Annotated in this window: 17 protein-coding genes; 13 read left to right on the forward strand and 4 right to left on the reverse strand. The window is 60.0% G+C overall.

The genetic code is table 11. From position 1 onward, the window contains the following. Nucleotides 1-140: 140 nt before the first annotated feature. The gene (locus I3J13_RS09305; RefSeq protein ID WP_196378780.1) at nucleotides 141-917 is read left to right on the forward strand and encodes a formyl transferase; all 777 of its coding nucleotides are present in this window, start codon (nucleotides 141-143) and stop codon (nucleotides 915-917) included. A 90-nt stretch (nucleotides 918-1,007) separates the two neighbouring features. After that, nucleotides 1,008-1,928 (forward strand): methylenetetrahydrofolate reductase, encoded by a 921-nt coding sequence (locus I3J13_RS09310; RefSeq protein ID WP_196378640.1) that lies wholly within the window; start codon nucleotides 1,008-1,010, stop codon nucleotides 1,926-1,928. A gap of 54 nt (nucleotides 1,929-1,982) precedes the next feature. Here I3J13_RS09310 and I3J13_RS09315 read toward each other — a convergent pair whose 3' ends face one another. Beyond that, a complete protein-coding gene (locus I3J13_RS09315) occupies nucleotides 1,983-2,921 on the reverse strand; it encodes a LysR family transcriptional regulator (protein WP_020810641.1) in 939 nt (312 codons plus the stop codon). 126 nt (nucleotides 2,922-3,047) lie between these two features. Here I3J13_RS09315 and I3J13_RS09320 point away from each other — a divergent pair, with 126 nt between their 5' ends. Both I3J13_RS09320 and I3J13_RS09325 read left to right on the forward strand, forming a co-directional pair. Then, nucleotides 3,048-3,266: a hypothetical protein gene (locus tag I3J13_RS09320; protein ID WP_196378641.1), complete on the forward strand. Its 219-nt coding sequence runs from the start codon at nucleotides 3,048-3,050 to the stop codon at nucleotides 3,264-3,266. Between the two features lie 271 nt (nucleotides 3,267-3,537). Then, a complete protein-coding gene (locus I3J13_RS09325) occupies nucleotides 3,538-4,578 on the forward strand; it encodes a GlxA family transcriptional regulator (protein ID WP_020810639.1) in 1,041 nt (346 codons plus the stop codon). 264 nt (nucleotides 4,579-4,842) lie between these two features. Here I3J13_RS09325 and I3J13_RS09330 read toward each other — a convergent pair whose 3' ends face one another. Then, the gene (locus I3J13_RS09330; protein WP_196378642.1) at nucleotides 4,843-6,318 is read right to left on the reverse strand and encodes an NAD(P)H-hydrate dehydratase; all 1,476 of its coding nucleotides are present in this window, start codon (nucleotides 6,316-6,318) and stop codon (nucleotides 4,843-4,845) included. A gap of 358 nt (nucleotides 6,319-6,676) precedes the next feature. On the opposite strand from I3J13_RS09330, the gene I3J13_RS09335 reads away from it, so the two are divergent. The 4 genes from I3J13_RS09335 (at nucleotide 6,677) to hspQ (ending at nucleotide 9,935) form a co-directional block, all read left to right on the forward strand. Next, a complete protein-coding gene (locus tag I3J13_RS09335; protein WP_003515720.1) occupies nucleotides 6,677-7,015 on the forward strand; it encodes a P-II family nitrogen regulator in 339 nt (112 codons plus the stop codon). A gap of 71 nt (nucleotides 7,016-7,086) precedes the next feature. Continuing rightward, the gene (gene glnA / locus I3J13_RS09340; RefSeq protein WP_003523416.1) at nucleotides 7,087-8,496 is read left to right on the forward strand and encodes a type I glutamate--ammonia ligase; all 1,410 of its coding nucleotides are present in this window, start codon (nucleotides 7,087-7,089) and stop codon (nucleotides 8,494-8,496) included. A gap of 100 nt (nucleotides 8,497-8,596) precedes the next feature. Beyond that, a complete protein-coding gene (locus I3J13_RS09345) occupies nucleotides 8,597-9,517 on the forward strand; it encodes a DMT family transporter (protein WP_196378643.1) in 921 nt (306 codons plus the stop codon). An 88-nt stretch (nucleotides 9,518-9,605) separates the two neighbouring features. After that, nucleotides 9,606-9,935, forward strand: coding sequence for a heat shock protein HspQ (gene hspQ / locus I3J13_RS09350; protein WP_003523419.1), 330 nt, complete (start codon nucleotides 9,606-9,608; stop codon nucleotides 9,933-9,935). 92 nt (nucleotides 9,936-10,027) lie between these two features. Here hspQ and I3J13_RS09355 read toward each other — a convergent pair whose 3' ends face one another. Beyond that, on the reverse strand, nucleotides 10,028-10,684 hold the full coding sequence (locus I3J13_RS09355) for an invasion associated locus B family protein (protein WP_003523420.1): 657 nt from the start codon (nucleotides 10,682-10,684) through the stop codon (nucleotides 10,028-10,030). Nucleotides 10,685-10,991: 307 nt separating this feature from the next. Here I3J13_RS09355 and I3J13_RS09360 point away from each other — a divergent pair, with 307 nt between their 5' ends. The 5 genes from I3J13_RS09360 to I3J13_RS09380 all read left to right on the forward strand — a co-directional run bounded on the left by I3J13_RS09360 (nucleotide 10,992) and on the right by I3J13_RS09380 (nucleotide 16,515). Then, complete coding sequence (locus tag I3J13_RS09360) at nucleotides 10,992-12,839, forward strand: extracellular solute-binding protein (RefSeq protein ID WP_196378644.1); 1,848 nt, start codon at nucleotides 10,992-10,994, stop codon at nucleotides 12,837-12,839. 45 nt (nucleotides 12,840-12,884) lie between these two features. Then, entirely contained in the window at nucleotides 12,885-13,553 is a 669-nt protein-coding gene (locus I3J13_RS09365) for a DsbA family oxidoreductase (RefSeq protein ID WP_065655161.1), read from the forward strand. A 51-nt stretch (nucleotides 13,554-13,604) separates the two neighbouring features. Further along, nucleotides 13,605-14,537 (forward strand): DMT family transporter, encoded by a 933-nt coding sequence (locus I3J13_RS09370; protein ID WP_174056941.1) that lies wholly within the window; start codon nucleotides 13,605-13,607, stop codon nucleotides 14,535-14,537. 126 nt (nucleotides 14,538-14,663) lie between these two features. After that, the gene (locus I3J13_RS09375) at nucleotides 14,664-15,491 is read left to right on the forward strand and encodes an oxidoreductase (RefSeq protein ID WP_196378645.1); all 828 of its coding nucleotides are present in this window, start codon (nucleotides 14,664-14,666) and stop codon (nucleotides 15,489-15,491) included. Between the two features lie 85 nt (nucleotides 15,492-15,576). Next, on the forward strand, nucleotides 15,577-16,515 hold the full coding sequence (locus I3J13_RS09380; RefSeq protein ID WP_196378781.1) for an AraC family transcriptional regulator: 939 nt from the start codon (nucleotides 15,577-15,579) through the stop codon (nucleotides 16,513-16,515). A 97-nt stretch (nucleotides 16,516-16,612) separates the two neighbouring features. On the opposite strand, the gene I3J13_RS09385 is transcribed toward I3J13_RS09380, so the two are convergent. Then, on the reverse strand, nucleotides 16,613-16,951 hold the full coding sequence (locus tag I3J13_RS09385; RefSeq protein ID WP_127756967.1) for a hypothetical protein: 339 nt from the start codon (nucleotides 16,949-16,951) through the stop codon (nucleotides 16,613-16,615). Nucleotides 16,952-17,250 lie beyond the last annotated feature (299 nt).

Genomic DNA, 17,250 nt, shown 5'->3' on the forward strand with positions numbered 1-17,250 from the left:
TGCGTCACAATAACGTGAGTCCCAAAAATCCGTTCCAGCGGCATTTCAAAAAATCCTGTCGATGAAAATTAACATGGTTTTGAAGTTCACGCGTGAAACTCGGCGTCTGGATCATGGCTTAGGAAAATCCCGTGGGTGATATGACTGACATCAACAATCGGCTTCTGGTGATGACGGCGGGCGGGGTGAACCCCAATGTCATGATCAATGCGCTGGCGGCCCGATTTCCCGACATCCATGTTTTCATGGAGCAGCCGGAAAGCAAGTCGGTCATTCTCAGGCGGCGCGCGCGACGGCTCGGCTGGATAGTCGCTGCGGGCCAGATGGCGACGATGATCGCCTCGCGGCTCGGCAAACGCTTCACCGTTAGCAGAAGCGATGCGATCATCGCCGAACACGGCCTTTCTCCCGATCTCCATCACAGCCTCCCCGTCACCCAATTCGCCTCCCTCAACGATGAGGAATGCCGCAAGGCCGCCAATCTGCTGAAACCGGCGGCGATCTTCACCATTTCCTGTCGCCTGCTGACACCGACCACGCTTCAAGCCCTGCAATGCCCGGTCATCAATTTCCACGCCGGCATCAACCCCGCCTATCGCGGGCAGATGGGCGGATACTGGGCGCTGGTGGAAAAAGACCGCGGCAATTTCGGCGCGACCGTGCATCTGGTCGACAAGGGCGTGGATACCGGCGCCACGCTCTACGAGAAGCGGCTGAAACCATCCCCTTCCGACACAATTGCCACCTATCCGCTGCTTCTGACCGCCGCTTCGGTGGATATCGCCGTCAGCGCCATCGAGGACGCCCTTTCCGGTAGCCTTGCGCCGCAGCCGCCCTCACCCGGCAAATCGGTACTGCGCTTCCCGCCGACCATCTGGACATGGCTTTGGAACGGCCTGACGAAGCGGATCTGGTGAAGCCGCGCGTCAGGGTTTAGGGCCGAGCTTCGTCGCAGATGCAAGCCTGTCTTGCCGCAACAGGCACAGACTTCGCCGCAAAACAGGTGCATGATAATAAAAAGGATCACGCACAAATTGCCCGATATTTCCGCCGCTTCCATCATTCCCGCCTCCATCGAAGCCTCGCCCGCGCAGGTGCTTGGCTCGGCCGACCTTGCCGGTCTCTTTCCGCAGGGTGTGCGCGTCTATCTCACCGACACTGGAGCCGCCTCGCAGGAAAGGCTCGTCGAAGCCGCGGGACATTTGCGCGACCTCGGTTACGAGCCGGTGCCGCATCTTGCAGCGCGGCGCATCCCCTCCCGCGCAGCGTTTGAGGAACAGGTAAAACGGCTTGCCGGAGAAGCGGGCGTAACCGATGTTCTGGTTGTCGGCGGCGGCGTCGACCGGCCGGCCGGTCCCTTCGCATCCAGCATGGACATACTGTCCACCGGCATTTTCGACCGTTGCGGCATAAGGCAGATCGCCATCGCTGGCCACCCGGAAGGCAGCCCCGATTTCAACGAGGAGACGGCGATGGCCGCACTCAGGCTGAAACGCGATTTTGCCGAAAGAAGCGATGCCGCAATGCGCATCGTCACCCAGTTCGGTTTCGATCCCGCACGTTTCATCGCCTGGGCGGAAGGACTTGCGGCGTCAGGCATCGAGCTTCCGGTGCATATCGGCGTTTCCGGCCCGGCCAAGATCACGACGCTCTTGAAATATGCCGCGCTTTGCGGCGTCGGCAATTCCATCGCCTATCTCAAGAAGAACGCGCTTTCGCTGACAACGCTTGCCAAGGGCCATTCACCGGAAAGCATCGTCGGACCCATCGAGCGGCACTGGCAGGCCAATCCGCAAGGGCCGATCCGGCAAATTCACGTCTTCCCCTTCGGCGGATTGCAGAATTCGGCCGATTGGCTGGTCAAGCGTGGAAGCTGGCAAACCGGCGCGGTGGACCGTTCGGCATCGCCGGATTCGATGGCGGGCTAAAAACCGCGATTCTAACGGCGCGACGGGCCACGGCCGCCGCGCACCTCCAAGACCTCAGGCCGCCTTGGCGACTTCGACAAAAGCGTTTCGAATGCTTTCAGCCACGGCAAGAACAGGGCGGGACGCCTTGTCACCCATGATCAGGCGGATATCGAAACAGCCGAGTTCCGGCAGGCCTTCCTTGTCGCCCAGAATGACCATGTCGTTCTGCACATAGGATCGCGGCAGCGGCGCGATGGCGAGATCGGCGGCAATCGCCGCGCGCTGCGCCATGGTATGACCGCTGAGATAGGCCACGCGGAAATTGCGGCCGCGCTTTTCCAGCGAATGGATCGCTTCCGAGCGCCAGATGCAGCCCTCTTCCCAGATGGAGATCGGCAGCGGATCGCGCAGATAGGCGGTGCCGCATTTGGCGCCCGCCCAGACCAGACGCTCGCGCATCAGCACCTCGCCCGTATCCCGAAGGGGATGGGAGGCGCAGTTGACGAGGGCAAGATCGAGCCTCTGCTCATCCATGCGCTTATAAAGATTGGAGCTGGAATCGATGGTGACGTCGATCATGATGCCGGGGAAAGCCTCGGCAAAACGTTTGAGAATGCCCGGCAGCAGGCCACGCTCGCCAATATCCTCCGGTGCACCGAGCCGGACGACGCCGGAAAGCTCGGGCATGACGAAACGCGACACGGCCTCGTTGGACAGCGCAATCATGCGCCGCGCATAGGTCAGAAGCGTCTCCCCATGCGCCGTCAATGTCACCGAGCGGGCATCGCGCAGGAAAAGCGTCGTTTTCAACTGCTCTTCAAGCTTCTTGATCTGCATGGAAACCGCAGAGGGCGTTCTGAACACCACTTCTGCGGCGGTGGAGAAATTTCCCGTTTCCGCGATGGCGACGAAGGTTCTCAATATGTCGTTATCCAGCAACGGCAGCGGTTGGCGGAAAGTCACGGTCATGGCACGCACCTTCAAATATTTTGATTTATAGATGGATATCATTTCGTTTGATTGAATGTCAACAAGCGCGCACCATCCGGGACATTGATTGACGGGGCGGATTTAGCCTCGTCGGCAAGCGCATACCGAAGTCGCAAACAGGATCGTGGTTCAGGAAAGGATCAAGACATGACCATGATACATTATCTCCCCGTGGCGAACCGTTCCTCGAACCGCCCGTCATCCACCGGCTGGCTCCATCGCCTGTCCGACCATGTTGCCGCCCGTTACGCCGCATGGCGTCGCGAAAAAATGCTTCGCGCACTGGAGGCATTGCCGCCTGAAACATTGAAGGATATCGGATGGCCGACGACGGACAACAGCCGCATAAACGTCATCCGCAGATGACATTCAACCGGTGGCTCGCAACGTTTCTGGACGTGCGAGCCATCCCTGCCCGTCCTTCGAATGGAAGGACAAGGGCGCAAAATAGCCTGCCTGTTTTACATGCGACACACCGCCTTTTTAAAAGGCTTGTCGCAAAATTTGCATATTTCAAAAGCTATTTTTTGACAGCCCCGATTCCACGGCGTATTTTTCGTTAAAGATGTCGTAAACAGGACATCCAGAAGACCAATTCCAAGGGAGGAATTGCGTATTCGCAACGGAGCACGGGCAAATGAGCAGAAACTCCCAGAAGAAGCGCTCAATCGTCTTTTTTCTCATTCCGCAATTTACCATGCTGCCATTCGCCGCAGCGGTTGAAACGCTTCGCATCGCCAACCGAATGTTGGGCTATCAGGCCTATGAGTGGCGCCTCTCCTCGCTCGATGGCCAGAAGGTCATGTCGTCAAGCGGCATCTGTCTTGAGCCCGATACCTGTCTTGCCGATGAGCGGCGCTACGTCAGCGGCGAAAACCGCCCGGAAATGGCGATCATCTGTTCGGGCATCGATGTGGATCAACACATCAACAAATCCGTCAATGCCTGGCTGCGCGAAGCCTATAATCGCGGCATCGCCATCGGCAGCCTCTGTACCGCCGCCCATATTCTCGCACAGGCGGGCCTTTTGAACGGCAAGCGCTGCGCGATCCACTGGGAAAACCTGCCCGGTTTTTCCGAAGCCTTCCCTCAGGTGGAAGTCTATGCCGATCTCTTCGAAGTCGATAGCAACATCTATACCTGCGCCGGCGGCACGGCCTCGCTCGACATGATGCTGAGCCTGATCGGCCAGGATTTCGGCGAAAACCTCGTCAACCGCGTCTGCGAACAGCAATTGACCGACCGGGTGCGCAGCCCCAATGACCGCCAGCGCCTGCCGCTGCGCGCGCGCCTCGGCGTGCAGAATAGCAAGGTTCTGTCTATCATCGAATTGATGGAAGGCAATCTTGCCGAACCGCTGTCGCTGCTCGATATCGCCGACGCCGCCGATCTGTCGCGCCGGCAGGTGGAGCGTCTCTTCCGTCAGGAAATGGGCCGCTCACCCGCTCGCTATTATCTCGAAATCCGCCTCGACCGCGCCCGCCACCTGCTGGTGCAATCGGCCATGCCGGTGGTCGAAGTCGCCGTCGCCTGCGGTTTCGTCTCCGCCTCGCATTTTTCCAAGTGTTATCGCGAAATCTACAATCGCACGCCGCAGCAGGAGCGCGCCGAGCGCAAACTCCTTATCAGCGCATCGCGAATGGCGATGGCGAGCCAGGCAGGCAAGGCCGCACATTGAATGCGGGCTGAATGCCGCAAACGCGACGGACTTGCTTCAGGGATAAACCTCTCCTTCGTCATGCCGGACTAGATCCGGCATCCAGCCACGGCGCGTCTGCGCCGTGAGAAGAGTCTCCTGCGATCAAGGACTTGATCGCACTGAACCCCGGATCCAGTCCGGGGTGATGGAGTGCGGATGATTGAACTGTGGTAAGATCGCAGGTTCAGCGAACGGCCAGCAAAGACCCGGTCCACAGGACTGCCCCAACACAATCAGACCAAGTCACCCAAACGGCCGAACCGCATGGGCGAGGTCTTCCGCCGTCAAGCCGTCGCCTGCCCTATGGGCGGCCTCGCCATGCAACCAGACCCCGGCCGCAGCCGCCTCGAAGGCGGGAGCTCCCTGCGCCAGCAGCGCGCCGATGATACCGGCCAGCACATCGCCTGACCCAGCCGTAGCAAGGCTCGCGGGAGCATTGGTGTTGACCACCGCCCGTCCATCCGGCGCGGCAATCACCGTATCCGCGCCCTTGTAGACCAGTACAGCACCACTGCGCGCCGAGGCGACCTGCGCCTTTTCGATCTTGCTCAGCATCTTGTCAGCGGCAAGATCGGGAAACAGTCGCGCAAATTCGCCCTCATGCGGCGTCAGCACGAATTTGCCCGTGCCTGACGTGACATGCGCAAACAGGGCCTCCTTATGATCCCTGAAAGCCGTGATCGCATCGGCATCCAGCACCACAGCCCTGTCTCCAAGCAGGGACACGAATTGCCGCGCCTTTTCGAGGTCGCCGAAACCCGGGCCGAGAACGAAAGTGCCATGACGCCCATCGTCCAGCCACGACCGTAGATCGTCGGCATCGTCCACCGCTCCGTTCATCACCGCGGTCAGCGTGACGGAGAGCACGTCGAGCGCTTGCCTCGGCGCAGCGATGGTGACGATCCCCGCCCCCGCCTTCAGTGCCGAAAGCGCGGTCATGCGGCTTGCGCCCGTCGCATGGGCCGGGCCAGAAAAGACGGTCAGATGCCCGCGACGGAATTTATGGGTTTCCATATCGGCATGAGGCAAGGCATCCCGCCAGATCAGCGGATCATTTTCCGCCACCGATCCCGCATGGGCGTCAAGGATGCGGGACGGAATGCCGATATCGAACACCTCGAGCTTTCCACAAAGCTCCCGCCCCGGCATCAGCAGATGACCCGGCTTGCGCGCCATGAAGGTCACCGTCCGCTCAGCCCTGAACGATGCGCCGAGAGGCACGCCTCGCCTGCCGCAGAGGCCCGAGGGCAGATCGACGGCGAGAACCGGCACCTTCGCCCGCGTGACCGCCTCGATCACCCGAATAAGCTCCTGCGGAACATCGCGGGACAATCCGGCCCCGAACACCGCATCGATCACCACGTCGCCGGCAAGAGGCGCATAGCCGTCAAGCGGCAGCGGCGTCACGCCGCTCCGCTCGAATGCCGTCCGTGCATCGCCCCTGAATGCGCCGACATCGCCGAGATGATGAACCGCGACGACCGCCCCGCTCTGCAAAAGCGCCCGCGCCGCCACATAACCATCGCCGCCATTGTTGCCGCCGCCGCAGAGCACGACGAAACGCTGCGCCTGCGGATAGTGACGCAGCGCTGAGGCCGCAACCGCCTGCCCCGCCCGCTCCATCAGGTCATAAAGAGGAATGCCGGATTGCCCGGCCGCCGCATCGATGCGGGCCATGGCAACAGGGTCGATCAGGAAAAGGCGCGGAAGGGATTTCATGTCCCGATCATCCCTTCAAAACGCCGGAAAGGCAATCGATACAAAAATAAGCAAATAGCCATGTCTAAATAATAGACAAATGCATAAAATATAAACAAACAGCCATTCCTCCGTTCGCACCTTTCCAAATATTCAAAAAAACTAAAATAATACAAATTCACAGAAATGCTGATGGATTTTTCGGGTTTCCGCGAGAAATTGGCTGGAAAAGCGCAAAAAGCGAATGCATTTTGTGTCGGAAAGCCGGGGGATCGAAGTTTTTTCTTCAAGCCCGCTTCCGATCTGGCACAATACGTGCATTCTTGTGGCAGAGCGGGAGTTACCTGCTTTAACGGGAGAAGCGGAGAGATATTTTCTCATGAAAAAGATCGAAGCGATCATTAAGCCTTTCAAGCTCGATGAAGTGAAGGAAGCCCTTCAGGAAGTCGGACTTCAGGGAATCACGGTCACGGAAGCAAAAGGCTTTGGTCGTCAGAAGGGCCACACGGAACTCTACCGCGGAGCGGAGTACGTCGTGGACTTTTTGCCGAAAGTGAAAGTCGAAGTCGTATTGGCGGATGAGAATGCGGAAGCCGTCATCGAGGCGATCCGCAATGCGGCGCAGACAGGACGTATCGGCGACGGAAAGATTTTCGTTTCCAATGTCGAGGAAGTCATCCGCATCCGTACCGGTGAAACAGGCGTGGACGCCATATAATCAAGAACGTCCCGAGCCGGGGAGGCTTGGGTTTTCACCTCGTCATCATCACACTCAAGGAAAACGTTTAAATGACGACCGCAAACGATATCTTGAAGCAGATCAAGGATAACGACATCAAGTTCGTGGACCTGCGCTTTACCGACCCCAAGGGCAAGCTGCAGCACGTCACCATGGATGTTGTCTGTGTGGACGAAGACATGTTCGCCGATGGCGTCATGTTCGACGGCTCCTCGATCGCCGGCTGGAAGGCCATCAACGAGTCCGACATGGTGCTGATGCCCGATCCGGCCACCGCCCATATCGACCCGTTCTTCGCCCAGTCCACCCTGGTCGTCCTTTGCGACATCCTCGACCCGGTCTCTGGCGAAGCCTATAACCGCGACCCGCGCGGCACCGCCAAGAAGGCCGAAGCCTACCTCAAGGCGTCGGGTATCGGCGACACCGTTTTCGTTGGCCCGGAGCCGGAATTCTTCGTCTTCGACGACGTGAAGTACAAGGCCGATCCCTACAACACTGGCTTCAAGCTGGATTCGTCCGAACTGCCGTCCAACGACGACACGGATTACGAGACCGGCAACCTCGGCCACCGTCCGCGCGTCAAGGGCGGTTATTTCCCGGTTCCGCCGATCGACAGCCTCCAGGACATGCGCTCCGAAATGCTGACGGTTCTGGCCGAAATGGGCGTGGTCGTCGAAAAGCACCACCACGAAGTGGCTGCCGCACAGCACGAGCTGGGTGTGAAGTTCGACACGCTCGTCTCCAGCGCCGACAAGATGCAGATCTACAAGTACGTCGTGCACCAGGTCGCCAATGCCTATGGCAAGACGGCAACCTTCATGCCGAAGCCGATCTTCGGCGATAACGGCTCGGGCATGCACGTTCACCAGTCGATCTGGAAGGGCGGTAAGCCGACCTTCGCAGGTGACGAATATGCCGGCCTTTCCGAGACGTGCCTCTATTACATCGGCGGCATCATCAAGCACGCCAAGGCCATCAACGCCTTCACCAACCCCACCACCAACTCCTACAAGCGTCTGGTGCCGGGTTATGAAGCGCCGGTTCTGCTCGCCTACTCCGCGCGCAACCGTTCCGCATCGTGCCGTATTCCCTTCGGCTCCAACCCGAAGGCAAAGCGCGTCGAAGTCCGCTTCCCGGACCCGACCCAGAACCCCTATCTCGGTTTTGCGGCCATGCTGATGGCCGGCCTCGACGGCATCAAGAACAAGATCCACCCCGGCAAGCCGATGGACAAGGACCTTTACGACCTTCCTGCGAAGGAACTGAAGAAGATCCCGACCGTCTGCGGCTCGCTGCGCGAAGCGCTGGAAAGCCTCGACAAGGATCGCAAGTTCCTGACCGCCGGCGGCGTGTTCGACGACGACCAGATCGACTCGTTCATCGAGCTGAAGATGCAGGAAGTCATGCGTTTCGAAATGACCCCGCATCCGGTCGAATTCGACATGTACTACTCGGCCTGATCGGCCTTTGGAGCGCTCCCATCGGGGCGCTCCATCCATTCCGGCGGTTTTCCCTGGAAAGCCGCCGTTTTCTTTTGAAGCCCAGCCATCATTGCGAAGAATGTCGAACAAGCCAGCCTCTCAGCAAACGCGCCTCACGGACTGGCTCATCTTTCTGGCGGTGCCGTTCTTTTTCTCCAGTAATGTCATTTTCGGCCGTGGCGTCGTCGGCGAAGTCTCGCCTTTCATCGCCGCCTTCATCCGCTGGATCGGCTCGACCCTCATCATCGCCCCCTTCATGATCGCCGACTGGCGCAACTGCCTTGCCTTCGTGCGGCGGAAAACGCTGCTCTGGCTCGTCCTCGGCATTCTCGGCATGGGCATCTGCGGCGGCGTGGTCTATTGGGGGCTGACCATGACGACGGCCGCCAACGGCACGCTGATCTACACCACGTCCTCGCTGTTCATCATCCTGTTCCAGCGCGTCTTTCAGAGCCGCCCGATCCGGAAGCTGGAAGTGGCGGGCATGGTCATTGCCTTTGCCGGCGTGGCGGCCATCGTGCTCAAGGGCGATATGTCCGCTCTCTGGCACCTGAATTTCAACATTGGCGATTTCGCGATCCTGACGGCGGCCATCGCCTTTGCGGTCTATTCGCTGCTGCTGCGCGATCCCGCCGCACGGCAGATGGCCTCTTTCAGCCTTTTCGGCCTGATCGCCTTTTCCGGCGCGCTCGTGCTTCTGCCGCCGGCGGCGCTGGAACTGGCGCAGGGCGGCATGTTGCCCGCCACGCCAATGGCCTGGGCCAAGATCGGCGGCATCATCCTGTTCGCCTCACTATTGGCCTTTTATTGCTTCACCCATACGGTGCGCGTCTTCGGTCCCGCAACCGCTGGCATCACGCTTTACATGATGCCGCCGGTCTCGATCCTCATGGCAACGCTGTTCCTGGGGGAGACTTTCGAGACCTATCACGCCATCGGCATCGTGCTGGTCACCGGCGGCGTCATCATCGCCACCGCGCCCATCGGCAGAAAGCACTGAACGCGGACGGCAGACCGGCACCAAAACCGCTAGGTCTTGATATTTCGCATTCCGATACCAACTAGTATTGGGAAAGGAAGTACATGCCATGAAACAAAGAAACGCAAAATTCACGCTTGGCGAAATCGTCCGCCACAAGGTGTTTCCGTTCCGCGGTGTGGTGATCGACGTGGACCCGGAATATGCCAATACCGAGGAATGGTGGAACGCCATCCCTGCGGAAATCAGGCCGGATCGCGACCAGCCCTTCTATCATCTTCTGGCTGAAAACGAGGAGACGGAATATGTCGCCTATGTTTCCGAACAGAACCTCGTCCACGACGAAAACGAGACGCCGCTCCGAAATCCCAATATCGGCCGCATCTTCGACAAGGCGCCGAACGGCGAATGGCGCCCGAAAATGTCGACGGCGCATTGACGCCCGCCAATTTTCTCCCCTCCCTCCCAGGGGCATAAAAAAACCGGTCTGTCGCCAGACCGGTTTTCCTGTTTTTGGAGCTTACGCTGCGATCAGGGCTTCGGCGCGCCCTTGGCAGCGTCCTGTGCGGCTTCCAGCTTCTTGCGGGCCTCTTCAGCCTTCTTCTGCATGCCTTCCTGCAGGCTGCGCTGGCTTTCGGCAAGCTGCGACTGGGTGATCGCCGGGCCGTCATAAGCGCCGGTGAAGCCGGAGAGCGCGATCTTGATGGGGTTCGGCGCGCGGCGGAAGTTGATGGAGGTGAAGACCACCTCGCTACCCTTCTTCAGGGAGGCGATCATGGCGTCCGTCAGCGGAACTTCAGCCGTGCACTTGTCGGGAAGGCAAACGGCGTAATCGAGCTTCTGGCCCTTGCCGCCGTCGATCTGCATCATCACGCCCGGAGGAACGAGACGCGCGGTCGGAACGGAGACCTGCAGCAGCTTGCGGTTGACCTTGCCTTCAACGGTGATGAGGCCGACGGCGGTGATCATCTGGCCGTTCTGGGCAAGAACCACGTTCTGCACGACGCAGACATCGTTGTCTTCCTGCTTGGAGCAGGTCTTGAACCAGCCGAGCGGCGGAGCGCCAGCGCCCTGAGCGGCGGGAGCAGCATCCTGCGCCTGCGAGATGGCCGGAGCGGACATTGCGCCGAGAGAAAGGACCAGAGCGGACAGAGCCGTCCGGGTGAATGTGTTTGCCTTGTGCATCATAAGAGTTCCGTCTCCTGAATGTCTGCCAGAACAGAACCGCAAGATCCTGTTCGCCGATGGCGGTATCCTTCTGCCCGTTCAACTGTCGTTTAAATGAGGCAAATGCGTGACCCGTCTCTTCCGGTCCCCCTGTTACATGCCGATCGCGGCGATATCCAGCACTTCTTTAACTTTTTCTTGAGCTGACCCAAGATTTCCCGCCGTTGCATGGGTCATGCAATGTCCGTGTGCTACATATCTGCCAGAATCATGACGATAAACCGGTCAGGTCCACATATCGGACTGATCGTTGAGACAGGATAGTGACATGCGCAACCTTGCGGCCCTCATCCCCGCATTGTTCCTTCTGGGATCATCCCTGCTTCCCGCCGGAACCGCCCTGGCACAGCCGCTTCACGGCATTTCCATGCACGGCACGCCTGCCCTGCCGGCAGATTTCCGCCACCTCCCTTACGTCAATCCGGACGTGAAGAAAGGCGGCCGCATCTCCTATGGCGTCGTCGGCACCTTCGACAGCCTCAATCCCTTCGTTCTCAAGGGAATGCGCACCACCGCACGCGGCGTCTGGGACCCGGAATTCGGCAATCTTCTTTACGAACCGCTGATGCTGCGCTCCAGCGACGAGCCTTTCAGCCTTTACGGCCTGCTCGCCGAAACCGCGGCGTGGGATGAGGAGCGCAGCTTCGTCCAGTTCAACCTCAACCCGAAGGCAAAATGGTCCGACGGCGAGCCGGTGACCGCGGATGACGTCATCTTCACCTTCAATCTCCTGAAGGAAAAAGGCCGCCCGCCCTTCAACACCCGCCTGGACGGCGTGGCGAAGCTGGAAAAAATCGGCGATCGCAGCGTGCGTTTCACCTTCAATGACAAGGCGAACCGCGAAACGCCGCTCATTCTCGCCTCCTCCACCCCGATCCTACCGAAACATGCGATCGATCCGGAAAAATTCGAGCAGGCGGGCCTCGGCCCGGTCGTCGGCTCGGGTCCATACCGAATCAAAACCCTGCGGCCGGGCGAACGAATCATCTGGGAGCGGAACCCGGATTATTGGGGCAAGGATATTCCCGGCAAGGTCGGCTTCGACAATTACGACGAGATCAGCGTCACCTATTTCCTTCAGGTCACCACCATGTTCGAGGCCTTCAAGAAGGGCGATATCGACATTTATCCTGAAGGCGACGCCATCAACGGCACTTCCGATACCTCGCACTGGGGACAGGCTTACAATTTCCCGGCCGTCCATCGCGGCGATATCGTCAAGGACGTCTTCCAGCCGCGCCTGCCCACCGGCATGTTCGGTCTCGTTTTCAACACCCGCCGCGCCGTCTTCGCCGACGAAAAGGTGCGCGAGGGCCTGTCCTATGCGCTCGATTTCGAATGGATGAACAAGAACATCCTCGGCGGCTCCTTCAAGCGCACGCAGAGTTACTGGCAGAACTCCCCGCTCGGCGCCTATGGCAATGCCGCCGACGAGCGCGAGCTTGCCCTGCTTGGCGACGCTGCGAAAACCATGCCGCCGGAACTGCTGGCGGGAACCTATGCCATGCCGACCACCGACAGCACCGGCGCGGACCGCAAAGTTCTGAAAATGGCCGTCGACAAGCTGAAAGAGGCTGGCTACAGCATCAAGAACGGCAGGATGTCCGACGCCAGCGGCCGTCAGCTTGCCTTCGAAATCATGACCCAGAACCCGGCTCAGGAGCGCATCGCGCTTGCCTATCAGCGTTCGCTCAACCTGATCGGCGTCGCCATGGGCATCCGCTCGGTCGATGACGGGCAATATCAGGCCCGCTCGAACAGCTTTGACTATGATATGATCATCCGCTCCCTGCCCTCCTCGCTCTCACCGGGCATGGAACAGCTCAACCGCTGGAGTTCGCTCTCGCGGGATGCGCAGGGCAGCTTCAACTATGCGGGTGCTGCAAATCCCGATATAGACCGCATGATCGAGGCCCTGCTGCAGGCAAGGTCGACGGAGGATTTTCAGGCGGCGGTGCGCGGTTACGACCGCCTTCTCGTTGCCGGCCACTATGTCATTCCGCTCTATTATATCGGCGCGCAATGGGTGGCCCGCTGGAAATATATCGACCGCCCGGATATGACGCCGATATCCGGCAATCAGAAACAGACCTGGTGGGATGCGCGGGCGCAATAAACCGCACCGCACCCACCCCCGGCAGAGAAAAGGGAAGATAAAACCATGGAACGCATCGTTGTCGACGTCGTATCGGATATGGTCTGCCCGTGGTGTTATCTCGGCAAGGCAAGGCTCGATCTCGCCATTGCCGAGGTGCAGGACGAAATCAGCGTCGACGTGAACTGGCGTCCTTACCGCCTCAACCCGGATTATCCGCCTGAAGGCGTCGACCAGAAAGCCGCTCTCGAGGAAAAGCTCGGCAAGGAACGCCTGGAACAAGCGCATGCCACGCTGGTACAGCTCGGCAGGGAAGTCGGCATCAATTACGATTTCGATGCGATCAAGATCGGCCCGAACACGCTCGACGCCCATCGGCTGTCGCTCTGGGCGCATTCCGAAGGCCGCGACGTTCAGGAAAAGGTCGTCACCGCCCTGTTCAAGGCCAATTTCGAGGAAGGCCGCAACATCGGCGATCACGCGGTGCTGACCGATGTGGCCGAAAAATCCGGCATGGACGCCAAAGTCGTGGCGCGGCTTCTGGCCTCGGACGCCGATAAGGACACCGTCATCGCCGAAATTGATGCGGCGCAGCAAATGGGCGTCGCCGGCGTGCCCTTCTTCATCATCGACCAGAAATACGCCATAAGCGGTGCACAAACGCCGGATGTATTGATTGCTGCACTGCGGGATATTGCAAAAATCAAGGCGGACGAGCATAGATCGATGAACTGACGGTCAAACCACCGGCGGTTTTCATCAACTCGATTTTTCGCCGGTGTTTCCGTGTCCGACCAGACCCTGAAAGGCATTCTGCTCGCCTTTGCCGCCTTCGCTGCCTACGCCTGGAGCGATGCAAGCGTTAAACTCATAGAAGGCCAGATTTCGCCGATCGAATCGGCCTTCTTCGGCGCCCTTTTCGGCTTTGCCGCCCTGCCCTTCATCCGCAAACGTAATGACCGCTGGGTGGATATCGTTAGAACGACGAACCGCCCTTTGTGGATCATCCGCTTTTTTGCCGCCGGCACCGGCGCAGTCGGCAGCGTGACCGCCTTCACCCATCTTTCCATGGCGGAAGCCTTCGCGCTGATCTTCCTGCTCCCTTCCTTCGTCACCATCATGTCGGTGGTGTTCCTGAAGGAACAGGTTGGCATCAAGCGCTGGTCGGCCGTCATCATCGGTTTCCTCGGCGTGCTGGTCATCCTGCGGCCGGGCTTCCGCGAACTCGGCGTCGGCCACCTCGGCGCCATCATCGGCGGCTTCAGCGGTGCGCTCAGCATCGTCATCTTCCGCGCCATGGGACCGTCGGAAAAGAACGTCTCGCTTTATGGTGCCGGCGTGCTCGGCTGTCTCACCATCAGCGGTATCGCCATGGTGCCGACTTTTGTCATGCCAGCGGGCGAGCAATGGCTGCTGCTGGCGGGATATGGCCTGCTCGGGGCGCTTGGCAACGTCCTGGTCATGTATGCCGCCCAATATGCGCCCGCCGCCATGATCGGACCGACGCAATATAGCCAGATGCTCTGGGCCATCCTGTTCGGTTACCTGATTTTCGGCGACCGTATCGACGGTTGGATGCTGGTCGGCATCGCCCTCATCGTCGGTTCCGGCCTGCTGACGCTGATCCGCGAGAAACAGAGAAAGGTGCCGCTGCCCGCTTCGATCGCCGCCACCGACCAGAACGTGGCCGTCGGCATCACGCCGGAAAACCCCTCATAAGGTTGCCCCTCATAAGGTTGAAACACGAGACCTGGCGGCTTGCACCATAAATATGGCGCGTTCCGCCACTGCGATGGCACGATGCGCGACCTATGTTGGCCCTATCCAAGAGCAAGAGGTGCCAACATGAACATACGAACCCAACCGACCGCCCTCGTTACCGGCGCATCATCCGGCATGGGCAAAAGCATCGCCAAACGCCTGATCGCCGATGGCTATCTCGTCTATGTCGCCGCGCGCAGCCTCGACAGGATGGCGGACCTGGAAAAGCTGGGCGCGGTTGCGCTGCGCATGGACATCTCAAGCGACGAAGACATCGTCGCCGCTGTCGCCGCGATTACCGCACGATCCGGTGGCGTCGATGTGCTGGTGAACAATGCCGGCTACGGGCTCTACGGCCCCGTCGAGGAGATTCCGCTCGACGAGGCGCGCTACCAGTTCGAGGTCAACGTTTTCGGCAGCGCCCGTCTGACACAGCTCCTTATGCCGGCCATGCGCGCAAGGGGCAAAGGCACCATCGTCAACATCACCTCGATGGGCGGCAAGATCTACACCGTTCTGGGTGCCTGGTATCATGCGACCAAACACGCGCTGGAAGGCTGGTCTGACAGTCTGCGGCTGGAAGCTGAGCCATTCGGCATCCGCGTCGTGGTGATCGAACCGGGCCTGATCGAGACCGGTTTCGGCGCGGCCGCAGCGCAGGGTCTCCTCGAACGCTCGGCAAACGGCCCTTATGCGAAGATGGCGCAGAGCGTTGCGGCTTCCATGGACCGAAGCTACGGTAAGGGTATGGGCACCGATCCCGAGGTCATTGCCAACGTGGTGAGCAAGGCGGTCAGGTCCGCCCGCCCGAAGACACGTTATGCGGCCGGCAAATACGCCCGGCTGATGATAGGCGTGCGCAAATGGTTCGGCGACCGGGCCTTCGACAGGCTGATCAGAAGCCAGATGTAGAAAGAAGGCCGGAGGTCGGATCATGAGCAGGGATTTGAGCGACAGGTGCAGGCTGCCCCAGGCTTTCTGGCGGGCGGCGGAGCGTATGGGGCTGCCCGCCCCGGCCCTGCTGCGGCAGGCGAAGCTTCCCGCAACGCTGCACATCGCCCCGGACGCATGGTTGACCACGGCGCAATATTTCGACCTGTGGCGGGCGGTCGAGGACCTGTCGCAGGATCCGGCCATCGGCCTCCGGATGACGGTCGAGACAGACACGGCGATGCATCCACCCGCCACCATGTCAGCCTTCTTCGCCCGCGACTATCGCGACGGGCTGCACCGGCTGGCCCGCTTCAAGCGACTGTGCACCCCGGAAGAGCTTTCGGTAACGGAAAGCGGCGGCGAAGCCCGGATCGCCGTAAGATGGTTACATACTGGCGAGGCCGAGCCGGATGCTGCGGCCGACGTCACTTTCGCCGCCCTTCTAGAACTGGGGCGGCGGGGCACCGGCAGACATGTCACCCCGGTTCGGGTGGAGATGATTCGCCGTGGACCTGTTTCCGACGTCCATCGGAGTTATTTCAACGCACCCATCCGCACCGGCTGTCCGCAGAATGCCATGGTGCTGAAATGCGACGATCTCGATCTTCCCTTCGCCGGGCATAATCCCGAACTGTTGGCCATACTGGAGCCTGCACTTGCGGCCTCCCTTGGCGAGATCGAAGCGCAATCCTCGCTGCCGGAGCAGGTCAAGATTCTGATCAAACGCCGCATCGCAAGCGGCAAGCCGGAGATTTCCGAGGTGGCGCGCGAACTCGGCATGAGCGAAAGAACCCTGCAGCGTCGTATCACCGAACAGGGATCGAACTATCGAGCGCTCATTGAGCAGGCGCGGCAGGAACTCGGCCGCGACCTGCTTTCAGACAAACGCAATGGAATTGAGGAGATAGCCTTCCTGCTGGGTTTCCAGGACACAGGCTCGTTCTATCGGGCGTTTCGAACCTGGGAAGGCGTGACGCCAGCCCAGTGGCGAGGGATGAACTGACATTGAACAGAGCGCCGCCAGCAGCTACCGGCCAAAGGCCGGAAGCTGCGTTTCGCTTTCCGCGTCGCGGATCATTGCGCCTGTTGGATTTCATGACCTAGTCGCAAACCCTGACCCGATACATGTCGCCCCAGCCATTCTGTCGCCAGACGACGTGGCAGCGCGGATAGGCCGGCTGATAGATCACCGGCGGGCCATAAACGGGCGGGCCGTAAAAAGGCTCTCCATAATAGGGGCCGCCATAGGAATGCCGCGCCCCGGCGATGATGGCGCCGCTGATAATTGCTCCGGCGATACCTGCGGCAATGCCACCGCCGCCATGCCCGTGTCCAAAGTGGTTGCGTGCTTCCGCCTGGTTGGTGGTGGCAATTGTGGTGCCCGCAATTGTCAAAGCAACCAGACCTGCGGAGACGAACCTGTTCATCCTGGTCCACATTGTCTTGCTCCTTCGTCTTCCCGCTCGCGCGTCATATTGGGCGCAGTGCAGGAGATGGGAGCAAGACTACGCCCGTCGAGGCTACCGGCGCATGTCCGTTTCGTTACATACCGGTAATGTTTGCAGAGCCTTGGGGACTGGGAGGTCCGGTAAAGCAAACGGATGTCGGACCCTTCCGTTTTCGTTTGTCCGGACGTGCTTCAGGTTTTGGCTTTCGGAAGTGGAGGTGGGTGGGGCTTTACCCCCCTCTGCCCTGCCGGGCATCTCCCCCTCAAGGGGGGAGATCGATATGCGGCTAG

The sequence above is a fragment of the Agrobacterium leguminum genome (genome assembly GCF_015704895.1).
Taxonomy (GTDB): Bacteria; Pseudomonadota; Alphaproteobacteria; order Rhizobiales; family Rhizobiaceae; genus Agrobacterium; species Agrobacterium leguminum.